21 protein-coding genes are annotated in these 19,883 nt (G+C 63.3%); 17 read left to right on the top strand and 4 right to left on the bottom strand.

Going from position 1 to position 19,883, the window contains the following annotated elements; all coding sequences use genetic code 11:
- Positions 1-115: 115 nt before the first annotated feature.
- Entirely contained in the window at positions 116-1,426 is a 1,311-nt protein-coding gene (locus B9A19_RS13010; protein ID WP_084091224.1) for a D-amino acid dehydrogenase, read from the bottom strand.
- A 96-nt stretch (positions 1,427-1,522) separates the two neighbouring features.
- Here B9A19_RS13010 and B9A19_RS13005 point away from each other — a divergent pair, with 96 nt between their 5' ends.
- The 7 genes from B9A19_RS13005 to B9A19_RS12975 all read left to right on the top strand — a co-directional run bounded on the left by B9A19_RS13005 (position 1,523) and on the right by B9A19_RS12975 (position 7,615).
- Entirely contained in the window at positions 1,523-2,011 is a 489-nt protein-coding gene (locus B9A19_RS13005; protein ID WP_084091223.1) for an Lrp/AsnC ligand binding domain-containing protein, read from the top strand.
- Between the two features lie 39 nt (positions 2,012-2,050).
- Positions 2,051-2,866: a M14 family metallopeptidase gene (locus B9A19_RS13000; RefSeq protein WP_217807059.1), complete on the top strand. Its 816-nt coding sequence runs from the start codon at positions 2,051-2,053 to the stop codon at positions 2,864-2,866.
- A 37-nt stretch (positions 2,867-2,903) separates the two neighbouring features.
- On the top strand, positions 2,904-3,452 hold the full coding sequence (locus tag B9A19_RS12995; protein ID WP_084091222.1) for a thioredoxin family protein: 549 nt from the start codon (positions 2,904-2,906) through the stop codon (positions 3,450-3,452).
- A 273-nt stretch (positions 3,453-3,725) separates the two neighbouring features.
- Positions 3,726-5,084: a bifunctional enoyl-CoA hydratase/phosphate acetyltransferase gene (locus B9A19_RS12990; protein WP_084091221.1), complete on the top strand. Its 1,359-nt coding sequence runs from the start codon at positions 3,726-3,728 to the stop codon at positions 5,082-5,084.
- Entirely contained in the window at positions 5,081-6,280 is a 1,200-nt protein-coding gene (locus tag B9A19_RS12985) for an acetate/propionate family kinase (protein ID WP_084091220.1), read from the top strand. Before B9A19_RS12990 ends, B9A19_RS12985 begins: the two co-directional genes overlap by 4 nt.
- 192 nt (positions 6,281-6,472) lie before the next feature.
- Complete coding sequence (locus tag B9A19_RS12980; RefSeq protein ID WP_084091219.1) at positions 6,473-7,240, top strand: BPSS1780 family membrane protein; 768 nt, start codon at positions 6,473-6,475, stop codon at positions 7,238-7,240.
- The gene (locus B9A19_RS12975; RefSeq protein WP_084091218.1) at positions 7,241-7,615 is read left to right on the top strand and encodes a diacylglycerol kinase; all 375 of its coding nucleotides are present in this window, start codon (positions 7,241-7,243) and stop codon (positions 7,613-7,615) included. It abuts the gene before it with no gap.
- 413 nt (positions 7,616-8,028) lie between these two features.
- On the opposite strand, the gene B9A19_RS12970 is transcribed toward B9A19_RS12975, so the two are convergent.
- Positions 8,029-8,289, bottom strand: a complete 261-nt coding sequence (locus tag B9A19_RS12970; protein ID WP_084091217.1) for an accessory factor UbiK family protein — start codon at positions 8,287-8,289, stop codon at positions 8,029-8,031.
- A 252-nt stretch (positions 8,290-8,541) separates the two neighbouring features.
- Here B9A19_RS12970 and glnK point away from each other — a divergent pair, with 252 nt between their 5' ends.
- The 3 genes from glnK to B9A19_RS12955 all read left to right on the top strand — a co-directional run bounded on the left by glnK (position 8,542) and on the right by B9A19_RS12955 (position 10,908).
- Positions 8,542-8,880, top strand: a complete 339-nt coding sequence (gene glnK, locus B9A19_RS12965) for a P-II family nitrogen regulator (protein WP_035061528.1) — start codon at positions 8,542-8,544, stop codon at positions 8,878-8,880.
- A gap of 25 nt (positions 8,881-8,905) precedes the next feature.
- Positions 8,906-10,423, top strand: a complete 1,518-nt coding sequence (amt, locus tag B9A19_RS12960; RefSeq protein WP_084091216.1) for an ammonium transporter — start codon at positions 8,906-8,908, stop codon at positions 10,421-10,423.
- A gap of 185 nt (positions 10,424-10,608) precedes the next feature.
- On the top strand, positions 10,609-10,908 hold the full coding sequence (locus B9A19_RS12955) for a cyclic-phosphate processing receiver domain-containing protein (protein WP_084091215.1): 300 nt from the start codon (positions 10,609-10,611) through the stop codon (positions 10,906-10,908).
- A gap of 110 nt (positions 10,909-11,018) precedes the next feature.
- Here the strand turns inward: B9A19_RS12955 and msrP are convergent, their stop codons facing one another.
- Both msrP and B9A19_RS22600 read right to left on the bottom strand, forming a co-directional pair.
- The gene (gene msrP / locus B9A19_RS12950; protein ID WP_084091214.1) at positions 11,019-11,951 is read right to left on the bottom strand and encodes a protein-methionine-sulfoxide reductase catalytic subunit MsrP; all 933 of its coding nucleotides are present in this window, start codon (positions 11,949-11,951) and stop codon (positions 11,019-11,021) included.
- A gap of 77 nt (positions 11,952-12,028) precedes the next feature.
- Positions 12,029-12,196 carry a protein MIGRI gene (locus B9A19_RS22600; RefSeq protein WP_176216923.1) on the bottom strand — a complete coding sequence of 56 codons (168 nt, stop codon included), beginning with the start codon at positions 12,194-12,196 and terminating at the stop codon, positions 12,029-12,031.
- A gap of 262 nt (positions 12,197-12,458) precedes the next feature.
- On the opposite strand from B9A19_RS22600, the gene mraZ reads away from it, so the two are divergent.
- The 7 genes from mraZ to mraY are packed head-to-tail and all read left to right on the top strand — an operon-like array spanning position 12,459 to position 19,881.
- On the top strand, positions 12,459-12,890 hold the full coding sequence (mraZ, locus tag B9A19_RS12945) for a division/cell wall cluster transcriptional repressor MraZ (protein ID WP_084091213.1): 432 nt from the start codon (positions 12,459-12,461) through the stop codon (positions 12,888-12,890).
- Positions 12,887-13,816 carry a 16S rRNA (cytosine(1402)-N(4))-methyltransferase RsmH gene (gene rsmH / locus B9A19_RS12940; RefSeq protein WP_084091212.1) on the top strand — a complete coding sequence of 310 codons (930 nt, stop codon included), beginning with the start codon at positions 12,887-12,889 and terminating at the stop codon, positions 13,814-13,816. Before mraZ ends, rsmH begins: the two co-directional genes overlap by 4 nt.
- Positions 13,813-14,112 carry a cell division protein FtsL gene (gene ftsL / locus B9A19_RS12935; protein ID WP_084091211.1) on the top strand — a complete coding sequence of 100 codons (300 nt, stop codon included), beginning with the start codon at positions 13,813-13,815 and terminating at the stop codon, positions 14,110-14,112. Before rsmH ends, ftsL begins: the two co-directional genes overlap by 4 nt.
- Positions 14,109-15,959 carry a peptidoglycan D,D-transpeptidase FtsI family protein gene (locus tag B9A19_RS12930; RefSeq protein WP_084091210.1) on the top strand — a complete coding sequence of 617 codons (1,851 nt, stop codon included), beginning with the start codon at positions 14,109-14,111 and terminating at the stop codon, positions 15,957-15,959. The genes ftsL and B9A19_RS12930 overlap by 4 nt, the downstream gene beginning before the upstream one ends.
- Positions 15,960-17,441: a UDP-N-acetylmuramoyl-L-alanyl-D-glutamate--2,6-diaminopimelate ligase gene (locus B9A19_RS12925; protein WP_084091209.1), complete on the top strand. Its 1,482-nt coding sequence runs from the start codon at positions 15,960-15,962 to the stop codon at positions 17,439-17,441.
- Positions 17,438-18,793, top strand: coding sequence for a UDP-N-acetylmuramoyl-tripeptide--D-alanyl-D-alanine ligase (locus B9A19_RS12920; protein WP_217807058.1), 1,356 nt, complete (start codon positions 17,438-17,440; stop codon positions 18,791-18,793). Before B9A19_RS12925 ends, B9A19_RS12920 begins: the two co-directional genes overlap by 4 nt.
- Positions 18,794-18,795: 2 nt before the next feature.
- Positions 18,796-19,881 (top strand): phospho-N-acetylmuramoyl-pentapeptide-transferase, encoded by a 1,086-nt coding sequence (gene mraY, locus B9A19_RS12915; protein WP_084091208.1) that lies wholly within the window; start codon positions 18,796-18,798, stop codon positions 19,879-19,881.
- Positions 19,882-19,883 lie beyond the last annotated feature (2 nt).

Here is a 19,883-nt window from a genome sequence, read left to right as displayed (position 1 = left end):
TATCCTCGAGTGGTCAAACGGCGTTCGGCGAAATACCCAAACAAAAATGCCAGTCAGGCTTAACTGACTGGCATTAGGCCATGGCCGGGTTTTTTTGGGGCGTGAAGTTTCGTCCTCAAACGTGTGCCGGCCGCACCCCGCCATGGCGCGGTGCTTCGGCTTGCGGCTGGCTGTGGTAACGATCCAGCGAAAGGCCGCTGGTTTCGATTTCCGGCTTCAGGCCGCTGACCAGATCGGCCACCACCTTGGCCGAGCCACAGGCCATGGTCCAGCCCAAGGTGCCGTGGCCGGTGTTGAGGAACACGCCGCGGATGTCGGTGGCGCACACCAGCGGCGTGCCGTCCGGCGTCATCGGGCGCAGGCCGGTCCAGGCGCTGGCCTGTGCGGTATCGGCAGCATCGGGGAACAGGTCGTGCGTGACCATTTTCAGTGTTTCGATGCGCTTGGGGTCCAGCTGGCGGTTGTAGCCCACCAGCTCGGCCATGCCGCCGACGCGCAGCCGGTTGTCAAAGCGGGTCAGCGCGATCTTGTAGGTTTCATCCAGCACCGTCGAAACGGGGGCCGAGGCCGGGTCGCGCAGCGGGATGGTCAGCGAATAGCCTTTCACCGGGTAGACCGGCAAATCCAGCCCCAGCGGCGCGGCAATGGCGCGGCTGGCACAGCCGCCGGCGATCACCACCGCATCGGCATACACCGGCTCGCCATCGTTCAGCACCACGGCGCGCAGCTGGTGGTTGCGGGTAACGATCTGCTCCACCGTCACGCCATAGCGGAAGGTCACGCCTTGCTGCACCAAGCGGGCGGCCAAGCGTTCGGTAAACAGCTTGCAGTCGCCGGTTTCGTCGTTGGGCAGGTGCAGGCCACCCACCAGCTTGTGCGCCACGCGTTCCAGCGCCGGTTCCTTGGCGGCCAGTTCATCGGTATCCAGCAGCTCGTGCGGCACGCCCAGCTGGTCGAGAATGGCGGCGTCGCGCTCGGCGGCGAACATCTGCTTCTCGGTACGCAGCAGCTGCAAGGTGCCCAGCGCGCGTTCCTCGTAATGCAGGCCCAGATCGCGGCGCAGCTCGCGCAGTTTGTCGCGGCTGTATTCGGCCAGCGGCACCATGCGGCGCTTGTTGCGCTCGAACGCGGCCTCGCTGCAGTTCATCAGCATGCGCGCCATCCAGGCGAGCTGGAACCAGCTGCCGTCGGGGCGGATGCGCAGCGGTGCGTGTTCCGACACCAGCCACTTCACGGCTTTCCATGGCACACCCGGCGCCGCCCACGGCGCGGCATAGCCGGGCGATACCTGGCCGGCGTTGCCAAAGCTGGTTTCTTCGGCCGCGCCCGGCAGTTTTTCCAGTACGGTGACCTGATGACCGGCGCTGCGCAGATAGTGCGCCGTGGTCACCCCGACGACGCCTGCTCCGATAATGACGACATGCATGGCAGATGCTCTATATATCCAGAGAATGACACCAGTATATGGAGAGTAAGCCAGTGATTTTCGCTATAGTTAAAGGGATTTTTGGAGGGAAGCACCATGCGCACCCAGTATCAGGGCAGCCGCAAGCTTGACCGCATCGATTACCGCATCCTGCGGGCGCTGCAGGCCGATGGCAGGCTGTCGATCACCGAGCTGGCCGAGAAAGTCGGCCTGACCGCCACGCCGTGTGCCGAGCGCGTGCGCCGGCTGGAGGAAGGCGGTGTCATCATGGGCTACCACGCCCGGCTCAACCCCAAGTTGCTGGACGCGCAGCTGCTGGTGTTCGTCGAGCTGCGGCTGGAGCGCAAATCGGGCCAGGTGTTCGATGATTTCCGTCACACGATTGCCAGCATTCCCGAGGTGCTGGAATGCCATTTGATTGCCGGCGATTTCGATTACCTGCTCAAGGCCAGATTGCCGGATATGTCACACTACCGGCGCCTGCTCGGTGATATTTTGCTAAGGTTGCCGGGGGCGGCAGAATCGCGCAGCTATATCGTGATGGAAGAAGCCAAGGAAACGCTGGCGCTGCCTCTGCCCGATTGACCCCTTTCTATCCACCCGTACTACGGCCCCGAGAGCTGCATGAGTGAAATGATCCGCGATGGTGAACAAAGCCACGTCTGGCAGCTGCCCGACGAAGGTTGCGCCAGCAACGATCTGGTGGCGTTCACCCAGCGACTGGACGCGCTGGCGGCGCGGCGCGGGCTGTTGCATACCACGCTGGCCGATACCTCGGGCGTGCAGATCAGCCTGCTGCAGTCCGGCCCCATGGTGCAAGGCCCGGCGTTGCTGATTGCGGCCGGCTTCCACGGCGAAGAGCCGGCCGGCCCGTGGGGTTTGCTGCGCTTTCTGGAAACCGCGCCGGATGACTGGTTTGCCCGTGCGCGGCTCTCTTTCCTGCCGCTGGTCAACCGCACCGGCTTTGCCGCCGGCCGGCGTTTCAACGCCTGGGGCGAGAACCCCAATCGCGGTTTTACCGCCAACCCGCGTGGCGAAACGCCATCGCGCGAGGGGCTGCTGTTACTGGCGCATGCGGCGCGGCTGCAGCAACTGGGGCGCGATGGCGTGCTCAGTTGTCATGAAGACGTGTTGCAGCAGCACGGCTATGTCTATTCTTTTGAACATGCGGCGCAGCCCGGGCCGTTCAGCCTGACCCTGCGCGATACCAACGCGCGCTTTTTTACCCTGCTGGCCGATGGCGAGGTGGATGGCTGCCCGGTGCAGGACGGCCTGGTGTTCAACCACCGCGACAGCTCGTTCGAGGCCTGGATGATGCAGAACGGCGCCGCCCGCACCGCCTGTACCGAAACCCCCGGCCTGCAGCACATCGCGCCGCGCATCGCAGCCAACGCCGCCATGATGGCGGCCTTTGTCGAACACGCACTGACGCCGGTCTGAGCTGCCCCTGGGCGCGATGGCCGGCAGGGAGAGCACGATGGCACTGACCCCCTCCACCATGTTGCCGCTGGATAGCCCGCTGCCCGCCTTTGCCCTGCCCGACGGTCACGGCGATCTGCATCACAGCCGCGATCTGGCCGGCCCCAAGGGCTTGCTGGTGATCTTCATCTGTAACCATTGCCCCTATGTAAAGCACATCAACCCGGCGCTGGCACCGCTGGGGGCCGAGTTCAGGCAACTGGGCGTGGGCATGGTGGCCATTTCCAGCAACGATGCCGATCAGTACCCCGAGGACGGCCCGGCACAAATGGCCAAGGCCGCTGCGGTGCTGGGTTACACCTTTCCCTATCTGCATGACGAAACACAGGTGGTGGCGCAGGCCTTCCACGCTGCGTGCACCCCCGACCTGTTTTTGTTCGATGACATGGGCCGGCTGGTGTATCGCGGCCAGTTCGATGCCACGCGCCCCAACCAGGGCGTGGCCGACGCTGCCGACATCCGCCGTGCGGTCGCTGCGCTGGCCGCCGGTGAGCCGCCGCTGGCGGAGCAAGTGCCCAGCGTGGGCTGCAATATCAAGTGGAAATAAGCACCGCTGGCAAAACCCTGCCGGCGGCGTTGCGCTCACTTGCCGTATCCGTTTGTACTGTCTGCGTTCGCGCGCCTTGCCAGCACCGTTGCACTGGATTTTGTCAGCGGCGCTTGCGCGGTCACGGATGGAACGCGTTGCCTTGATCGGGGTCAGTATTGCGATTGCCCGATTCCGTTATCTTTAGCTGCAATGCAGCATGAAGTTCATCAGACGCATGCATTCTGCGCTGCTTAGGCTGCGCGTTTTTCAATTCTGTAGAGTGAGTTGCCCATGGTCCAAGAGAACATCCTTTTCGACGACATCCGGCCCGGCATGCGTTACGAGCGCACGCACACGGTCCGCGCTGGTGATGTGACGCTGTTCGGCATGATTGCCGGCAGCCGTGGCGAGGGCGAAAACCTGGCGGTGCCTGCGCTGGGGGCCTTTCCGCTGTTTTCGTCGACGACGACCAATTTCTTCCCCGGCAATGGTTCGGTGCTGGCCGGGCATCAGCTCAAATCGCTGGGTTGGATTCACGAGGGCGATGTGCTGACCATCTCGCTGGAGGTCACCGAGAAGCACGAGGTCTCCAAGCAGGTGGTGGTCGAGGTGCACTGCCGCAACCAGCAGGGCGAGGAAATCGCCACCGGCCCGATCACCGTGGTGCCGCCCACCGAGAAACGCCTGAACCGCTTTGATGAACCGCCGCAACTCACCCTGCGCCAGCATCATGTATTTGCCCACCTGCGTGCCAAGGCGGCCAACTTGCCGCCGGTGCCCACCGCCGTAGTGCATCCGTGTGACCGCGAATCACTGCTGGGCGCGCTGGAGGCGGCCAAGGAGGGCTTGATCGAGCCCATCCTGATCGGGCCCGAGGCCAAGATACGCGCGGTGGCAGCCAAGGAGGGCTTCGAGCTGGGCAATGCCCGCATCATCGACGTACCACACAGCCATGCCGCCGCCGCCAAGGGCGTCGAGCTGTGCCGCAATGGCGAGGCCGGCGCACTGATGAAGGGCAGCCTGCACACCGATGAAATGATGAGCGCGGCCATGAGTTCGGCCAGCGGCTTGCGCATTGGCAAGCGCGTGTCGCACGTGTTCGTGATGGACGTGCCTGCCTATGGCCGCCCGCTGCTGGTGACCGATGCGGCCATCAATATCGCGCCCGATCTGGCCGCCAAGGTGGATATCACGCAGAACGCCATCAATCTGGCGCACACGCTGGGCATCCCGCAGCCCAAGGTGGCCATCCTGTCGGCGGTCGAGACCGTGTACGAAAAAATGCCGTCCACGCTCGATGCCGCGCTGCTGTGCAAGATGGCCGACCGTGGCCAGATCACCGGCGGCATCCTCGATGGCCCGCTGGCCTTCGACAACGCCATCTCGATGCAGGCGGCCAAGGCCAAGAAGATCGTGTCGCCGGTGGCCGGGCAGGCCGACATCCTGGTGGTGCCGGACATCGAATCCGGCAACATGCTGGCCAAGCAGATGAGCTATTTTGCCGGCGCCGATTCGGCCGGCATCGTGCTGGGCGCGCGCGTGCCCATCATCCTGACCAGCCGCGCCGACGATGCCAAGGCCAGACTGGCCTCGTGCGCGGTGATGGCGCTGGTGGCACATGCGGCCGGGCAGACCAAGGGGGCACTATGAGCGCGCGCGACAAGCAACTGGTGCTGGTGATCAACGCCGGCTCGTCCAGCATCAAGTTCTCGCTGTTCGGCGCGCAGGCCGATCCGCAACTGGTGTGCAAGGGCCAGGTGGAAGGCATCTTCACCGAACCGCATTTTTGCGCCAAGAACGAAGCGGGAGAAAAGCTCTCCGATACGCCACTGCCGCCATCCGGGCACAAGAATCATGACGCCGCGCTGCGTTACATCCTTGACTGGCTGCGTGGCCATACCGATGGCCGCAGCCTGGCGGTGATCGGCCATCGCGTGGTGCATGGTGGCAGCAGCTTTACCCAGCCGGTGTGCGTCACCCCCGAGGTGCTGGCCGCGCTGGATGAAACCGTGGCGCTGGCGCCGCTGCACGCGCCGCACAACATCATGCCCATGCGCGTGCTGGCCGAGCTGCTGCCCGCCGTGCCGCAGGTGGCCTGCTTCGATACCGCCTTCCATCGCACCCAGTCCGAGGCCGCGCAGCTGTACGCGCTGCCCTATGACTTCAGCCAGCAGCATGGCATACGCCGCTACGGCTTTCATGGTCTGAGCTATGAGTACATTGCCAGCGTGCTGCCGGCGGTGGATGCCTCAGCGGCCAAGGGGCGCACCGTCGTGGCGCATCTGGGTAACGGCGCATCGATGGCCGGTCTGCTGGCCGGCCGTTGCCAGGCCACCACCATGGGCTTTACCGCGCTGGAAGGGCTGATGATGGGCACGCGCGCCGGCACCTTTGACCCGGCGCTGGTGTTCCATTGCCTGACGCACCTGGAGATGAGCGTCGAGCAGGTGAGTGATCTGGTGCACAAGCAATCCGGCCTGCTCGGGGTGTCGGGCATCTCCAGCGACATGCGTGACCTGCACGCCAGTGACAACCCGCGTGCCGCGCTGGCCATCAGCATGTTCTGTCAGCACGTGGCGCGCGAGGCCGCGTCGCTGGCCGCCGCCATCGAGGGGCTGGACGCGCTGGTGTTCACCGCCGGCATAGGCGAGAACGACGCCGAGGTACGCCGCCGCGTTTGCCAGCAGCTGGCGTGGCTGGGCGTGGCGCTGGATGACGCGGCCAATCGCCAGCGCAGTGCCGCACCGCACCGCATTAGCACCGCCGACAGCCGCGTGCGCGTGTATGTGATTCCGACCAATGAAGAGGTGATGATCGCACGCCATGCGCTGGCTACGGCGGCGTGAGCCCTGCGGCCCCCGATTTGGCTGGCGGCCTCGTCGCATCGGGGGCTCCGCCCCTGCACCGTAGATGGCGCGGCGAGGGGCTGGCCGGCTGCAAAATGCCGGTCACGTACCGTTCACAATCGCCCGCCATACTCGCCGATTGGTCATCCCCTTGTTAGCATGGGCGCCTCTTCAGGTGATTTGAGCATACGGATGCAACTAGACGATATTGTCATCGACAAATCCATCGAGCCCCGCCGCCTGCCGGCCAGCGCCGGCTGGCGGTGGATCGTGCAGGCATTCCGGCTGTTTGGCCGGCACTGGACCGTATTCCTGCTGCAGAGCCTGTTATTCACGCTCATTGCGCTGTTTGCCATGCAAAACAGCATTGTCTTGCTGGTGTTTGCCACGCTGACCCCGATGCTGCTGGCCGGAACCAGTTATTCCGCGGCCAAGGCCGTGGAGGGCGAAAAGCCCATGCTGATCGATCTGTTTGCCGGTTTCCGGCTGGCCCCGCAGCCCTTGCTGCGGCTCGGCGCCATCTACTTCCTGGTCAGCCTGCTGGTGAGCGGGGGGCTGAGTCTGATCGAAGGTGCGCTGGGCGCCGACAAGGTGCTCAAGAGCCTGCAGGATGCGGTCAAAGCCGGCAGCGATGTCGCTACGCTGAACCTGGATGTCACCCCACTGGCCTGGCTGCTCATGGCGATGCTGGTCGCCGTTGCGGCTATCCAGAGCCTGTTTTACTTTGCCGCTCCCCTCGTGATGCTTAAAGGTGCGACACCTGGTGAGGCTGTGCGGCTGAGCACCACCGCCTTCTGGCGCAACCTCATGCCGCTGAGCGTGGCGGGCCTCGTATTCATGGGGCTGGCACTGCTGGGCTCGGTTGCATTGCCGCTGCTGCTGGCGATGCTGCCCGTGATGATGCTGTTCGGCTATACCAGCTATGCCGATATCTTTGCCATTCCGACAAGGAGCGAGTGAGTGTCCGAAAGTCCGTTCAAAGGCAAAACCGGTTTCCAGCGTGTACTCAATGCGCTGGGTTACTCCATCGACGGCATCAAGGCCGGCTGGGACAACGAAGCCGCGTTCCGGCAGGTGTCCTTGCTGGCGGTGGCCGGCATCATCGTGGCGTTCTCGGTGCATCTGCCGGCCTGGGGGCGCGCGGTGGTGATCGGCTCGCACCTGCTGACCATCATTGTCGAGCTGCTCAATTCGGCCATCGAGGCCGCCGTTGACCATACCTCGCTGGAAAAACACCACCTGGCCAAGCGTGCCAAGGATCTGGGCAGCGCGGCACAGCTGGCCTGCCTGACCAATCTGGCGGCGATGTGGGCGCTGGCCATTTTTGGGCATTGAGCCGGGTTGACCGGAGTCTGCAGTGGCAGGTGGGGCGGCATCAAGTACCCGGCAGAGCCGGGTTCGAAGCGAGTGTGGCAGACGGCAGACCGGCTCAATCCTGATTTCCCCCACACCCCCCGTCCTCGCCACACGAGCCTGTGCTACTTGCAGACTGCTGTGGTGAATCAAGCGGCATCAAGCCCCCGGCCAAGCCGGGGCTAGTCATGATCGGCAAGCGATACAACGGCTCTCCCTGTTTGATTCCACGCCCCCCGCCCTCGCCGCCGCGAGGGAGCCTCGCTGACGCTCGTCAGTGGCACGGATCAGGCGCTTTTGCGGGGCCACCCATGAAAAAGCCCCGGCATTCCGGGGCTTTTTAGCGTCTATGCCGGTTCAGCCTGCAGCCACAGGCAGAGCGTGCAGGCAGGCGCTCAAAGGCTGTCTTGCGGATTGCCGGCCAGCAGCTTTTCTTCCAGCGCGGCCACGCGGGCTTCGAGTGCGGTCAGCGTTTCGCGGGTGCGGGCCAGCACGTCCTGCTGGATGTCGAATTCCTCGCGCGTGACCAGATCCATCTTGGTAAAGGCGCTGCCCATCATGGCCTTGATGTTCTTTTCCACATCCTTGGCGGGGCTGTTGGCGATGGCTTCAGAGACCTTGGCGGCGATTTCGTCGAAGATTTTTTCCTTGATCATGGCGCGCTCCAGTGGCGTTGTGGGGTTACCTTCGAGTGTAGCAGATGCGGCAAGCCGGGCCGGTGAGCGCGTGCACCATGTTTGCGCACCATTGTGGTGCCCCAAACTGGTTCGTGGCGATTTTGCCGCGCCAGCCCGGTGCAGCGCAAAATCCGACACATGGCAAGTGATTGAATAAATGTGAAATTTACCGCTGGCACACTTTCTGCTGATGTTCAGCCCGTCAACCTTTGGCACACAGGAGTCTCAGTCATGAAATTCGTTACCGCCATCATCAAGCCGTTCAAGCTCGATGAAGTGCGTGAAGCGTTGTCCGCCATTGGCGTGCAAGGCCTCACGGTTACCGAAGTAAAAGGGTTTGGTCGCCAGAAGGGTCACACCGAGCTGTACCGTGGCGCCGAATACATCGTCGACTTCCTGCCGAAAGTGAAGCTGGAAATCGCCATTGCCGACGCGCTGCTCGACCAGACGCTGGAAGCCATCGAAAAAGCCGCACACACCGGCAAGATTGGCGACGGCAAGATTTTTGTCTTCGATCTCGAAAGCGTGCTGCGCATCCGCACCAGCGAGACCGGCGAAGCTGCCATCTAAGAACAAGGCCAGGAGAGAGCTAATCATGAAAAAACTGTTTGCGTGGGTCGCGCTGGTCGGCGCGATCGCTTTCGCGGCACCCAGCTTTGCTGAAGAAGCCGCTGCCTCGGCCCCGGTGGCTGAAGCCTCGGCTGCCTCTGCCGCTGCGGCCGACAAGGCTGTTGCTTCGGCACCTGCTGCTGCCACGGCCAGTGCTGCTGCGTCGGCCCCGGCTGCTGCCCCCATCGTCGATACCGTCAACAAGGGCGACAACACCTGGATTCTGGTGTCGTCGGCACTGGTCATCCTGATGTCCATTCCGGGCCTGGCGCTGTTCTACGGCGGCCTGGTGCGCAGCAAGAACATGCTGTCGGTGCTGGTGCAGGTCTTCACCATCTTCTCGCTGCTCTCCTTGCTGTGGGTCGTTTACGGCTACAGCCTGGCGTTCACCGAGGGTAATGCCTTCATTGGTGGCTTCTCCAAGGTGCTGCTCAAGGGGGTCACGCCGGATTCGATCGCGGCCACCTTCAGCAAGGGCGTGGGGATCTCCGAACTGGCCTATGTCGTGTTCCAGGGCGCATTCGCTGCCATTACCGGTTGCCTGATCATCGGTTCGTTCGCTGAACGCGCCAAGTTCTCGGCCATCCTGGTGTTCTCGGTGCTGTGGTTCACTTTCGCTTACCTGCCCATCGCTCACATGGTGTGGTACTGGGCCGGCCCGGATGCCTACACCACGCAAGCAGCAGCTGATGCAGCCAATGCCACTGGTGGCTTCATGTTCCAGAAGGGTGCGCTCGATTTTGCCGGCGGCACTGTCGTGCACATCAACGCCGCCATTGCCGGCCTGATCGGTGCCTATCTGGTGGGCAAGCGTGTTGGCTTTGGCAAGGAAGCGATGACCCCGCATAGCCTGACCCTGACCATGGTTGGCGCCTCGCTGCTGTGGTTCGGCTGGTTCGGCTTCAACGCCGGCTCGGCCCTGGAAGCCAATGGCACGGCCGCGCTGGCCTTCGTCAATACCTGGGTGGCCACTGCTGCCGCTACGCTGTCCTGGCTGTTTGCCGAATGGGTGTTGAAGGGCAAGCCGTCCATGCTGGGCGCGGCCTCGGGCGCCGTGGCAGGTTTGGTTGCGGTAACCCCGGCTGCCGGCTTCGTCGGCGTGGGTGGCGCGATCGTGATCGGTCTGGCTGCCGGCGTGGTCTGCCTGTGGGGTGTGCACGGTCTGAAGAAACTGCTGGGCGCTGACGATGCGCTGGACGTATTCGGCGTGCACGGCGTGGGCGGTATCCTCGGTGCGCTGCTGACCGGTGTGTTCGCTTCGCCGTCGCTGGGCGGTACCGGCGTGTGGGACTACGTGGCCAACAAGGTTGCCGCTGACTACTCGATCAGCAGCCAGCTGGTAGTGCAAGGCACCGGCATCCTGGTCACGCTGGTGTGGTCGGGCATCGTGTCCTTCATCGCCTACAAGGTGGTTGACCTGACCATCGGCCTGCGCGTGAAGGAAGACGAAGAGCGCGAAGGTCTGGACGTGAACTCGCACGGCGAGAAAGCGTACAACCAGTAAGTCTTGGGCCGGCTGCGGCGCAGGCTGCAGTCGGCGCAACAGAATAAAGTCGATAACTGCCCTGATATCAAACAGGAAAGCAAGGCTCAGCATAGGGCCGAGTGCGACCCGCCTTCGTGGCGGGTCTTTTTTTGCGTACTGTCTGTGGCACGATGTGGCCGGTATTGGTGCGGCAGGGGTGAAGCATGAAGGTTTTTCTGGATGATGAAAGGGCGACGCCCGAGGGCTGGGTGCGCACTTATTGGCCGGAGGAGGTCATTGCGCTGCTGGAAAACGGGCAGGTCACCGAACTGTCGCTGGATCATGACCTGGGCGACGACGCGCACGGCACCGGCTATACCGTTTTGCTCTGGCTGGAAGAGCAGGTGGCGACGCGTGGCTTTGTACCGCCGCTGCTGAAGGTGCATTCGGCCAACTCGTCCGCCCGCGTGAAGATGGAGGCGGCGATTGCCAGCATTGCACGGCTTGCTGGCCGCATGGGGTAGTGACTGGCTGAATATGTGCAGCGGCTGGATTTAGCGTTTGCGTTGCAGGCACCGAAGCCAGATGACGCTGGCTCTGCGCGACCAGCCTTGGCCAAAGCGCAGGTGCCCGTTCAATAAAATTTCTTCAAATCCATGCCCTTGTACAAACCGGCGACTTCATTGGCATAGCCATTGAACATCAAGGTCTTGCGGCGCAGGAATTCGCCGATGCGGCGCTCGCTGGCCTGGCTCCAGCGCGGGTGGTCCACTTCCGGGTTCACGTTGGAATAAAAGCCGTATTCCTGCGGCGCGGCCTTGTTCCATGCCGTCATGGGCTGGTTTTCCAGCAGGCGGATCTTCACGATGGATTTGGCGCTCTTGAAGCCGTATTTCCACGGCACTACCAGCCGGATCGGTGCGCCATTCTGGTTCGGCAGTACTTTGCCATAGAGGCCGACGGCCAGTATGGCCAGCGGGTGCATGGCCTCGTCGATACGCAGGCCCTCGGTATACGGCCAGTCCAGCACGTGCTCGACCACGCCCGGCATCTGGCTTTTATCCGCCAGCGAGGTGAATTCGACGAATTTGGCTTTCGACGTGGGCACCACCTGCTTGAGCAATTCGGATAGCGAAAAACCCACCCACGGAATCACCATCGACCACGCTTCAACACAGCGCAGGCGGTACAGCCGCTCTTCCAGCGGTGCCAGCTTGAGCAGGTGGTCGATGTCGAAGGTTTGCGGCTTTTCACAAGCCCCTTCCACGCGCACCGTCCACGGCCGGGTTTTCAGCGTGCCGGCATTGCGCGCCGGATCGTCCTTGTCGGTGCCGAATTCGTAGTAATTGTTGTAATGGGTGATTTGCTCGAAGGTGTTTTTTTCTTCGCCGCCCACGTTATAGCGGCCGGGTTTGTAGGCCAGTTCTCCGGCGGCCCGTGCGGTGGGCAATACGCTGGCGGCCACCAGGCCCGCACCGGCAGCCATCAATTGGCGGCGGTTCAGATAGACCGATTCGGGCGTGATTTCGGACGGCAGGATGTCGCTGGCGACAGGCAGGCGTGGCATGGCAGGGCTCCGGGTGGGCAGGCGCGATGCGCCTATCTGTCTTTGTAGTCGTTTCCGTTTGCCGGATATGACAGACCTTATCGGAAAAGGTGCCAGAGCAGTGCGCCTGCGCTGATCAATACCAGCATGACGGCGGCAATGCGCACGCCGCGATGGATTTCGCTTTTCAGCGTGGGCGACAGCAATCGCAGGCAAAGCCAGGCCAGCAACAACCAGGGGAGGAGACGGATCAGTTTGCCCAGCATGATGGACGGCGGAGGGGAGTTGCGCTGCGTGGATGGGATGAACTTAAAGTAACACTTTAAATTGTGAATTTAAGTGCTTTATTAATTTGATGTTTATATATCAACAATTTAGATGCGCTTTGTGCCGCTAAGTGATTGTATCAAAACGACTTTCCCAAAGCTGCCCACTTGTGGCGGCTTTTTATTTGCTCTATAGTGGGGCGAAGTGGGAAAAAGTGGAAGAAAGTGGATATTTTCCCCCAAAACACAGGTGGTTTGACGCATGGGCGTGGCAACTCTCAATCTCGACAGCAAGGGGCGTTTGGCGATTCCGGCCAAGCATCGCGACCTGCTGTCCGCGAAGAGTGCGGGCCGCCTGGTTCTGACCATCGATCCGGCAGGGTGCCTGTTGCTGTATGCCGAGCCGGACTGGCTGCCGGTGCGTGATCGCCTGAACCAGCTTTCCGGCGCGCAGGCACAATTGCGCCGCTTCGTGGTCGGTAATGCCGAGGAGCTGGACATGGATAGCGCCGGGCGCATTCTGGTGCCGCAACGGCTGCGCCAGCTTACCGGGCTGGAGAAAACCATCGCCTTTGTCGACATCGGCAACAAATTCGAGCTGTGGGACGAAGGCAAGTGGACCGAGAAGGATCTCTCGGTGCTGGCGATCAACGATGACGATCGCGAACAACTGATGGAAGGTGTGGTGCTGTGAGTTTCCTACACCGCACCGTCCTGCTCGAAGAGGCGGTCGATGCGCTGGCGATCAAGCCGGACGGTCTTTATGTCGACGGTACTTTCGGCCGTGGCGGCCACTCGCGCCTCATCCTGTCGCGCCTGGGGCCCAATGGCCGGCTGATCGCCTTCGACAAAGACCCGGCCGCGATCGCCGAGGCGCAAACCATCAACGACCCGCGCTTCACCATCGTGCACGACGGCTTTCGCACGCTGTCCGATGCGCTGGATGAACTGGGCATTCAACACATCAACGGGCTGCTGCTCGATCTGGGCGTGTCCTCGCCGCAGCTCGATGACGGCAGCCGGGGCTTCAGCTTCCGCTTCGATGCCCCGCTCGACATGCGCATGGATACTACGCGCGGCCAGACCGCCGCCGACTGGATCAACAGCGCCGATGAAAAAGACATTGCGGAGGTGATACGTGACTATGGCGAAGAACGGTTTGCTAAACAGGTTGCAGCAGCGATTGTTGCGCGTCGGCTCGAGCGGCCTTTCGCTACAACACGCGAACTTGCCACGGTCGTGGCAACGGCCGTCCGCACCCGTGAGCCGGGCCAGGACCCGGCGACGCGTACCTTCCAGGCTGTACGGATTTTCATCAATCGCGAGCTTGAAGAGCTCGCGCTGATCCTGCCGCAGGCGCTGGCGCGCCTGAGTACCGGCGGGCGGCTGTCCATCATTGCCTTCCACTCGCTGGAAGACCGCATCGTCAAGCGCTTCGTTCAGGACGCCAGCAAGCACGACCTGCCGGACCGCTTGCCGGTGCGCGCTGCCGACATCCCGGCGCCGCCGCTCAAGGCCGTCGGCAAGCCAGTGCGCGCCAGCGATGAAGAGGTTGCTGCCAATCCGCGCGCGCGCAGTGCCATCCTGCGCATTGCCGAGCGTACGGAGGGGGCGCTATGACACGGCTCAATCTCTTGCTGCTTGGCATCCTTATCCTGTGCGCGCTGTCGGTGGTTACCAGTCAGCACAAGGCACGCAAGCTTTATGGCGAGCTGCAAAAGGAAGCGCAGTATTCCAAGAAACTCGATGTGGAATGGGGGCAGCTGCAGCTGGAGCAAAGCACCTGGGCCATGCATTCGCGCATTGAATCCGAGGCCACCAAGAAACTGGGCATGCAAGTGCCTGGCAGCAACCGCACGCAAGCCATCTTGCCGCACGGCCAGGGTGTGGCGCAGCCCAGGGTGACAACGGAATGAAGCGCGTCTCCACGGCGCCGCAAGGGCGTCAGCGCTATGTGCAGCAGCTCAAGCTGGAGCGCTGGCGCGTCTGGTTCATGGTGGCCGCACTGGTCGCGCTGTTTGGCGCGCTGCTGGCGCGCGGCCTCTATCTGCAGGTTTACAACGAAGGCTTTCTGCAAGAGCAGGGCGATGCACGCTATACCCGCACGCTGCGTCTGGAAGCCGATCGCGGCAAGATTACCGACCGCAACGGCGAGCCGCTGGCCATCTCCACCCCGGTGCAATCGATCTGGGCCAGCCCGCGCGGCATCACCCTGCTGCCGCCGGGGCAAAAGCGCGACCCCGATTGGGAGCCCAAGAGCGACAAGGACCCGGTGCCGGTCTCGCGTGACGATATCGCCAGGCTGTCCAAGGTGTTGGGGGTTTCTGCCGACGATATCGTCAAGAAGCTGTCCGAAAGCCGCAAGAACGACAAGGGTGAGGACATCCGCTCCGACTTCACCTGGCTCAAGCGCCACATGTCGCCGGACGACGCCAAGGGCGTGATCGCCCTCGGCATTCCGGGTATCTACAGCCAGACCGAATACCGCCGTTTCTACCCGGCGGGCGAGGTAATGGCGCACATCGTTGGCTACACCGATATCGACGGCAAAGGTCAGGAAGGCTTCGAGCTGACGCGCAACGCCATGCTGGAAGGCAAGGCCGGCAGCCGCACGGTGATCCGCGATCGTCGCGGCTATATCGTCGAAGATATCTCCACCATCGTGCCGCCGCGCGATGGCGAAACGCTCACGCTGTCCATCGACAGCCGTATCCAGTACCTGGCCTACCGCGAGCTGAAGGCGCAGGTTGACGCTTTCCACGCTGTCGGTGGCGGCATCGTCGTGCTCGACGCCCGCACCGGCGAGGTGCTGGCACTGGCTAATGCGCCGTCGTACAACCCCAACAGCCGCTCGCGCATCGACCCGTCCAAGAAGCGCAACCGCGCGCTGACCGACCTGTACGAGCCGGGTTCGACCATGAAGCCGTTCACCATCGGCGCAGCCATGCAGGCCGGCACGATACGCGACACCACGGTGTTCGCCACGGCAGGGCAGATGCCCATGGCCGGTTACGTAATCAAGGACACGCACAACTACGGCGCGCTCACGCCTGAAGGCATCCTGGTCAAGTCCAGCAATATCGGTGCGGCCAAGGTCGCGCTGTCGATGCCGCGCGAAACGCAATACAACATGCTGACCTCGGTCGGTTTTGGCAGCCAGCCGCAAACCGGCTTCCCCGGTGAAGCTGCCGGCAAGCTGCGCCCGTGGAAAACCTGGTACCCGATCGAGCAAGCCACCATCGGTTACGGCTACGGCATTTCGGTCAGCCTGATGCAGATGGCCAAGGCGTATCAGATCTACGCCACCGACGGCCAGATTCGCCCGATCACTTTTACCAAGCAGGTTGCCCCGATGCCGGGCAAGCAGGTGATCCCGCCCGAGCTGGCGCAGGAAATCCGCGGCATGCTCGAAAAAGTCACCCAGCCTGGCGGCACCGCTACACGTGCGCAGGTGGTGGGCTACCGCGTGGCTGGCAAAACCGGCACGGCGCGCAAACAGGCTGCGGGTGGCTATGGCGAAAAGAAATACGTGGCGTCCTTTGTCGGCTTTGCGCCGGCGTCCGACCCGCGCCTGATCATCGCGGTGATGATCGACGAACCCGCGACCGACAAGAGCATCTACGGCGGCATGGTATCCGCCCCGGTGTTCGCCAATGTGGTGGCCGGCAGCCTGCGTTTGCTGGGTGTGCCGCCCGATGCCCCGACGACCAATATCCTGCTGCCCAACAAGGAAGAGGATGAAGACGTGAAGGAAGAAACCTAGATGAAGCCGCAGAGCTGGAATCTTCCCCCACTGGACCTGGCTGCCATCGATGCGTTGGCGGCCGGTCGTCGTTTTGTGATGGACAGCCGCAAGGTGCAGGCCGGCGACGTGTTCCTGGCCTTCCAGGGCGAATATGCCGACGGCCGCAGCTATATCGACGCGGCCATTGCCGCCGGCGCTGGCGCGGTGATCTGGGAAGCCGACGACTTCACGTGGAATCCGGCCTGGACCGTGCCCAATCTGGCCGTGCCGCAATTGCGCGCGCAGGCCGGCATCGTGGCCAGCCACCTGCTGGGCGACCCATCCGCCAGGCTGGCCGTGATCGGCATTACCGGCACCAACGGCAAGACCTCGATTGCCAACTGGCTGGGCCAGGCGCTGAGCGCACTCGGCCACCAGACCGGCGTGCTCGGCACCTTGGGTAATGGCCTGTATCCGGCGCTGATTGAATCGACGCATACCACGCTGGACCCGGTCGCGCTGCAGCAATGGCTGGGCGAGTTTGCCGCGCAGGGCGCCAGCCATGTGGCGATGGAAGTGAGCTCGCACGGGCTGGCGCAGGCGCGCGCGCACGGTACGCAGTTCAAGGTGGCGGTGTTCACCAATCTCACGCGCGATCACCTCGATTACCACGGCACCATGCAGCAGTACGGCGCCGAGAAGGCCAGGCTGTTCGACTGGCAAGGCCTGCAGGCCGCCGTCATCAATGCCGATGATGCATTCGGCGCTGAGCTGATCAAGTCCACCAGCGCGCCGCGCGTGTACAGCTATGGCATACAGGGTGGCGATATCCGCGCGCTGCGCATCGGCATGACGCTGGCCGGGCTGAATATTGACGTGACCACGCCGCTGGGCGAGGCCACCATCCATTCGCGCCTGATCGGCAGCTTCAACGCCTACAACCTGCTGGCCTGCCTGGGCGTGCTGCTGGCGCTGGATGTGCCGCTGGCCGATGCGGTGCAGGTGCTGGGCCAGATCGAATCCGCACCGGGCCGCATGCAGCGGCTGGGCGGCGACGGCAAGCCGCTGGTGGTTGTCGATTACGCGCACACGCCCGATGCGCTGGAAAAAGCGCTGGCCACGCTCAAGCAGTTGCTGCCGCAAGGCAGCCGGCTGTATTGCGTGTTCGGCTGTGGCGGTGACCGCGATCCGGGCAAGCGCCCGATGATGGGCGAGGTGGCATGCCGGCTGGCCGACGCGGTGGTAATCACCAGTGACAACCCCCGCAGCGAAACACCGCGCGCCATCATCAACGACATCATCAAGGGTGTGGCGGGCGTGCCCGGCACCGGCACCGACAACTACACCATCGAATCGGATCGCAGCGATGCGATAGGCGATGCGATTGCGCTGGCCGGCCCCGGTGACGTCGTGCTGATTGCCGGCAAGGGTCACGAAAACTATCAGGAAGTCAACGGCGTGCGCCATCACTTCGACGATGTCGAAGTGGCTGCTGCCGCGCTGCAAAGGAAGAAAGCATGATGTTGAATTTGCGTGAAACCGCACTGGCGCTGGCCGGTCATCTGACCGGGCCGGGCGAGGTCGCGTTTTCGCGGGTGACCACCGACAGCCGCGACATCCGCGCCGGTGATCTCTTTGTCGCCCTCAAGGGCGAGCGTTTCGACGGGCACGATTTTGCCGCCGCCGCGCTGGCGCAGGGCGCCGTGGCCGTGCTGGTGCAGCAGCCGCTGGATGGCGGCAACCATATCGTCGTCAGCGATACGCTGGCCGCGCTGGGCACCCTGGCGCACTACTGGCGCAAGAAGCTCAACCCCGTCGTCGTGGCCATTACCGGCAGCAATGGCAAGACCACGGTGAAGGAAATGACCGCCACCGTGCTGGCCCACTGTGCCGGCAAGGATGCCGTGCTGGCCACACAGGGCAACCTGAACAACCATATCGGCGTGCCGCTGACCCTGCTGTCGCTGCGCGAGGGCCACCGCTATGCCGTGGTCGAAATGGGCATGAACCACTCGGGTGAAATCGATTACCTGACCCGGCTGGCCGAGCCGGACGTGGCGCTGGTCAACAATGCCGGCAGCGCGCATCTGGAAGCACTGGGCAGCGTCGAGGGCGTGGCGCGCGCCAAGGGCGAGATTTTTGCCGGGCTGGGCAAGAAGGGTGTCGCGATCATCAATGCCGACGATGCCTATGCCGAGCTCTGGGCCCAGCTGGCCCTCGGTCACAAGCAGCTGACTTTCGGCACCCGCAGCGCCGAGGTGGCTGCACGCCAGATCGTGCCGCAGGCCGGCGCCAGCGACTTTATCCTGTCTGCCCCGCATGCCGAGGCGCAACTGCATCTGGCCGTGCCGGGGCTGCACAACATCCGCAACGCGCTGGCGGCCACCGCAGTTGCCTGCGCGCTGGGCTTCAACCTGAACGACATTGCCGACGGGCTGGAAAGCTATCAGGGCGTGAAGGGCCGTCTGCAAGCCAAGACCGCCTTCAACGGCGCACGGCTGATCGACGACAGCTACAACGCCAACCCGGATTCGATGAAGGCAGCCATCGACGTGCTGGTCGGCGCCGGTGAAGACACCGTGCTGGTGCTGGGCGATATCGGCGAGATCGGCAGCGATGGCCCGCGCCTGCACGGTGAAATCGGTGCCTATGCACATGCACGCGGCATCCGCACCCTGTACACGCTGGGCGAGCAGATGCAGCACGCCGCCGCCGCGTTTGCCGGCGCACAGCACTTTGCCGATGCCGACAGCCTGATTGCCGCATTGCGCCAGCGCCTGGCGCCGGCGTCGGTCGCGCTGGTCAAGGGCTCGCGCTTCATGCGCATGGAGCGTGTCGTCGATGCGCTGGCCACCAGCGAAGAGGGCCAATAATCATGCTGCTGCTGCTGACACAATGGCTGGGCGAATCGATCCGCGCCTTTAACGTCTTCAACTACCTGACCCTGCGCACGGTGTTGGCCACCATGACCGCGCTGGGCATCTCGTGGACGCTGGGCCCGTGGGTGATCCGCAAGCTGACCGAGCTGAAGGTCGGCCAGGCGGTGCGCAACGACGGCCCGCAGACCCATCTGGTCAAGGCTGGCACGCCGACCATGGGTGGCACGCTGATTCTGCTGTCCATCGGTCTGACCACCCTGCTGTGGGGCGATCTGCGCAACAAGTATATGTGGCTGGTGCTGCTGGTCACCTTGACCACCGGCATCATCGGCTTTGTCGATGACTACAAGAAGGTTGCGCTTAAGAACCCGAAGGGCCTGAGCGCCAAGGCCAAGATGTTCTGGCAGTCGGCGATTGCCATCACCGCTGGCCTGTTCCTGGTGAATGCCGGCCAGCTGCCGTCGCACACCGGCTTCATCATTCCGTTCTACAAGGAAATCCTCTACCCCTTCGGTGCGGTGGGTTTCTGCGTGCTCACCTATTTCGTGATCGTCGGCACCAGCAATGCGGTCAACCTGACCGATGGTCTGGATGGCCTGGCCATCATGCCCACGGTGCTGATTGCCGGCGCGTTCTGCATTTTTGCTTTCGTGGCCGGCAACGTGAAGTTCGCCACCTATCTGGGCGTGCCGCACGTGCCGGGCGCGGGCGAGCTGATGGTGTTCTGCGCCGCCATGGCTGGCGCCGGGCTGGGCTTTTTGTGGTTCAACGCCTACCCGGCCGAAGTATTCATGGGCGACGTCGGCGCGCTGGCGCTGGGCGCAGGTCTCGGCGCCGTGGCGGTCATCGTGCGCCAGGAAATCGTGCTGCTCATCATGGGTGGCGTGTTCGTGGTCGAGGCGCTGTCGGTGATGATCCAGGTCGCCAGCTTCAAGCTTACCGGCAAGCGCGTGTTCCGCATGGCGCCGCTGCATCACCACTACGAACTCAAGGGCTGGAAGGAGACGCAGGTCGTCGTCCGCTTCTGGATCATCACCATGCTGCTGGTCCTCGTCGGGCTGGCCACGCTGAAGCTGCGGTGATC

The organism is Andreprevotia lacus DSM 23236 (assembly GCF_900176275.1).
Lineage (GTDB): Bacteria > Pseudomonadota > Gammaproteobacteria > Burkholderiales > Chitinibacteraceae > Andreprevotia > Andreprevotia lacus.
This window is presented reverse-complemented; position numbering and strand designations above follow the sequence as displayed.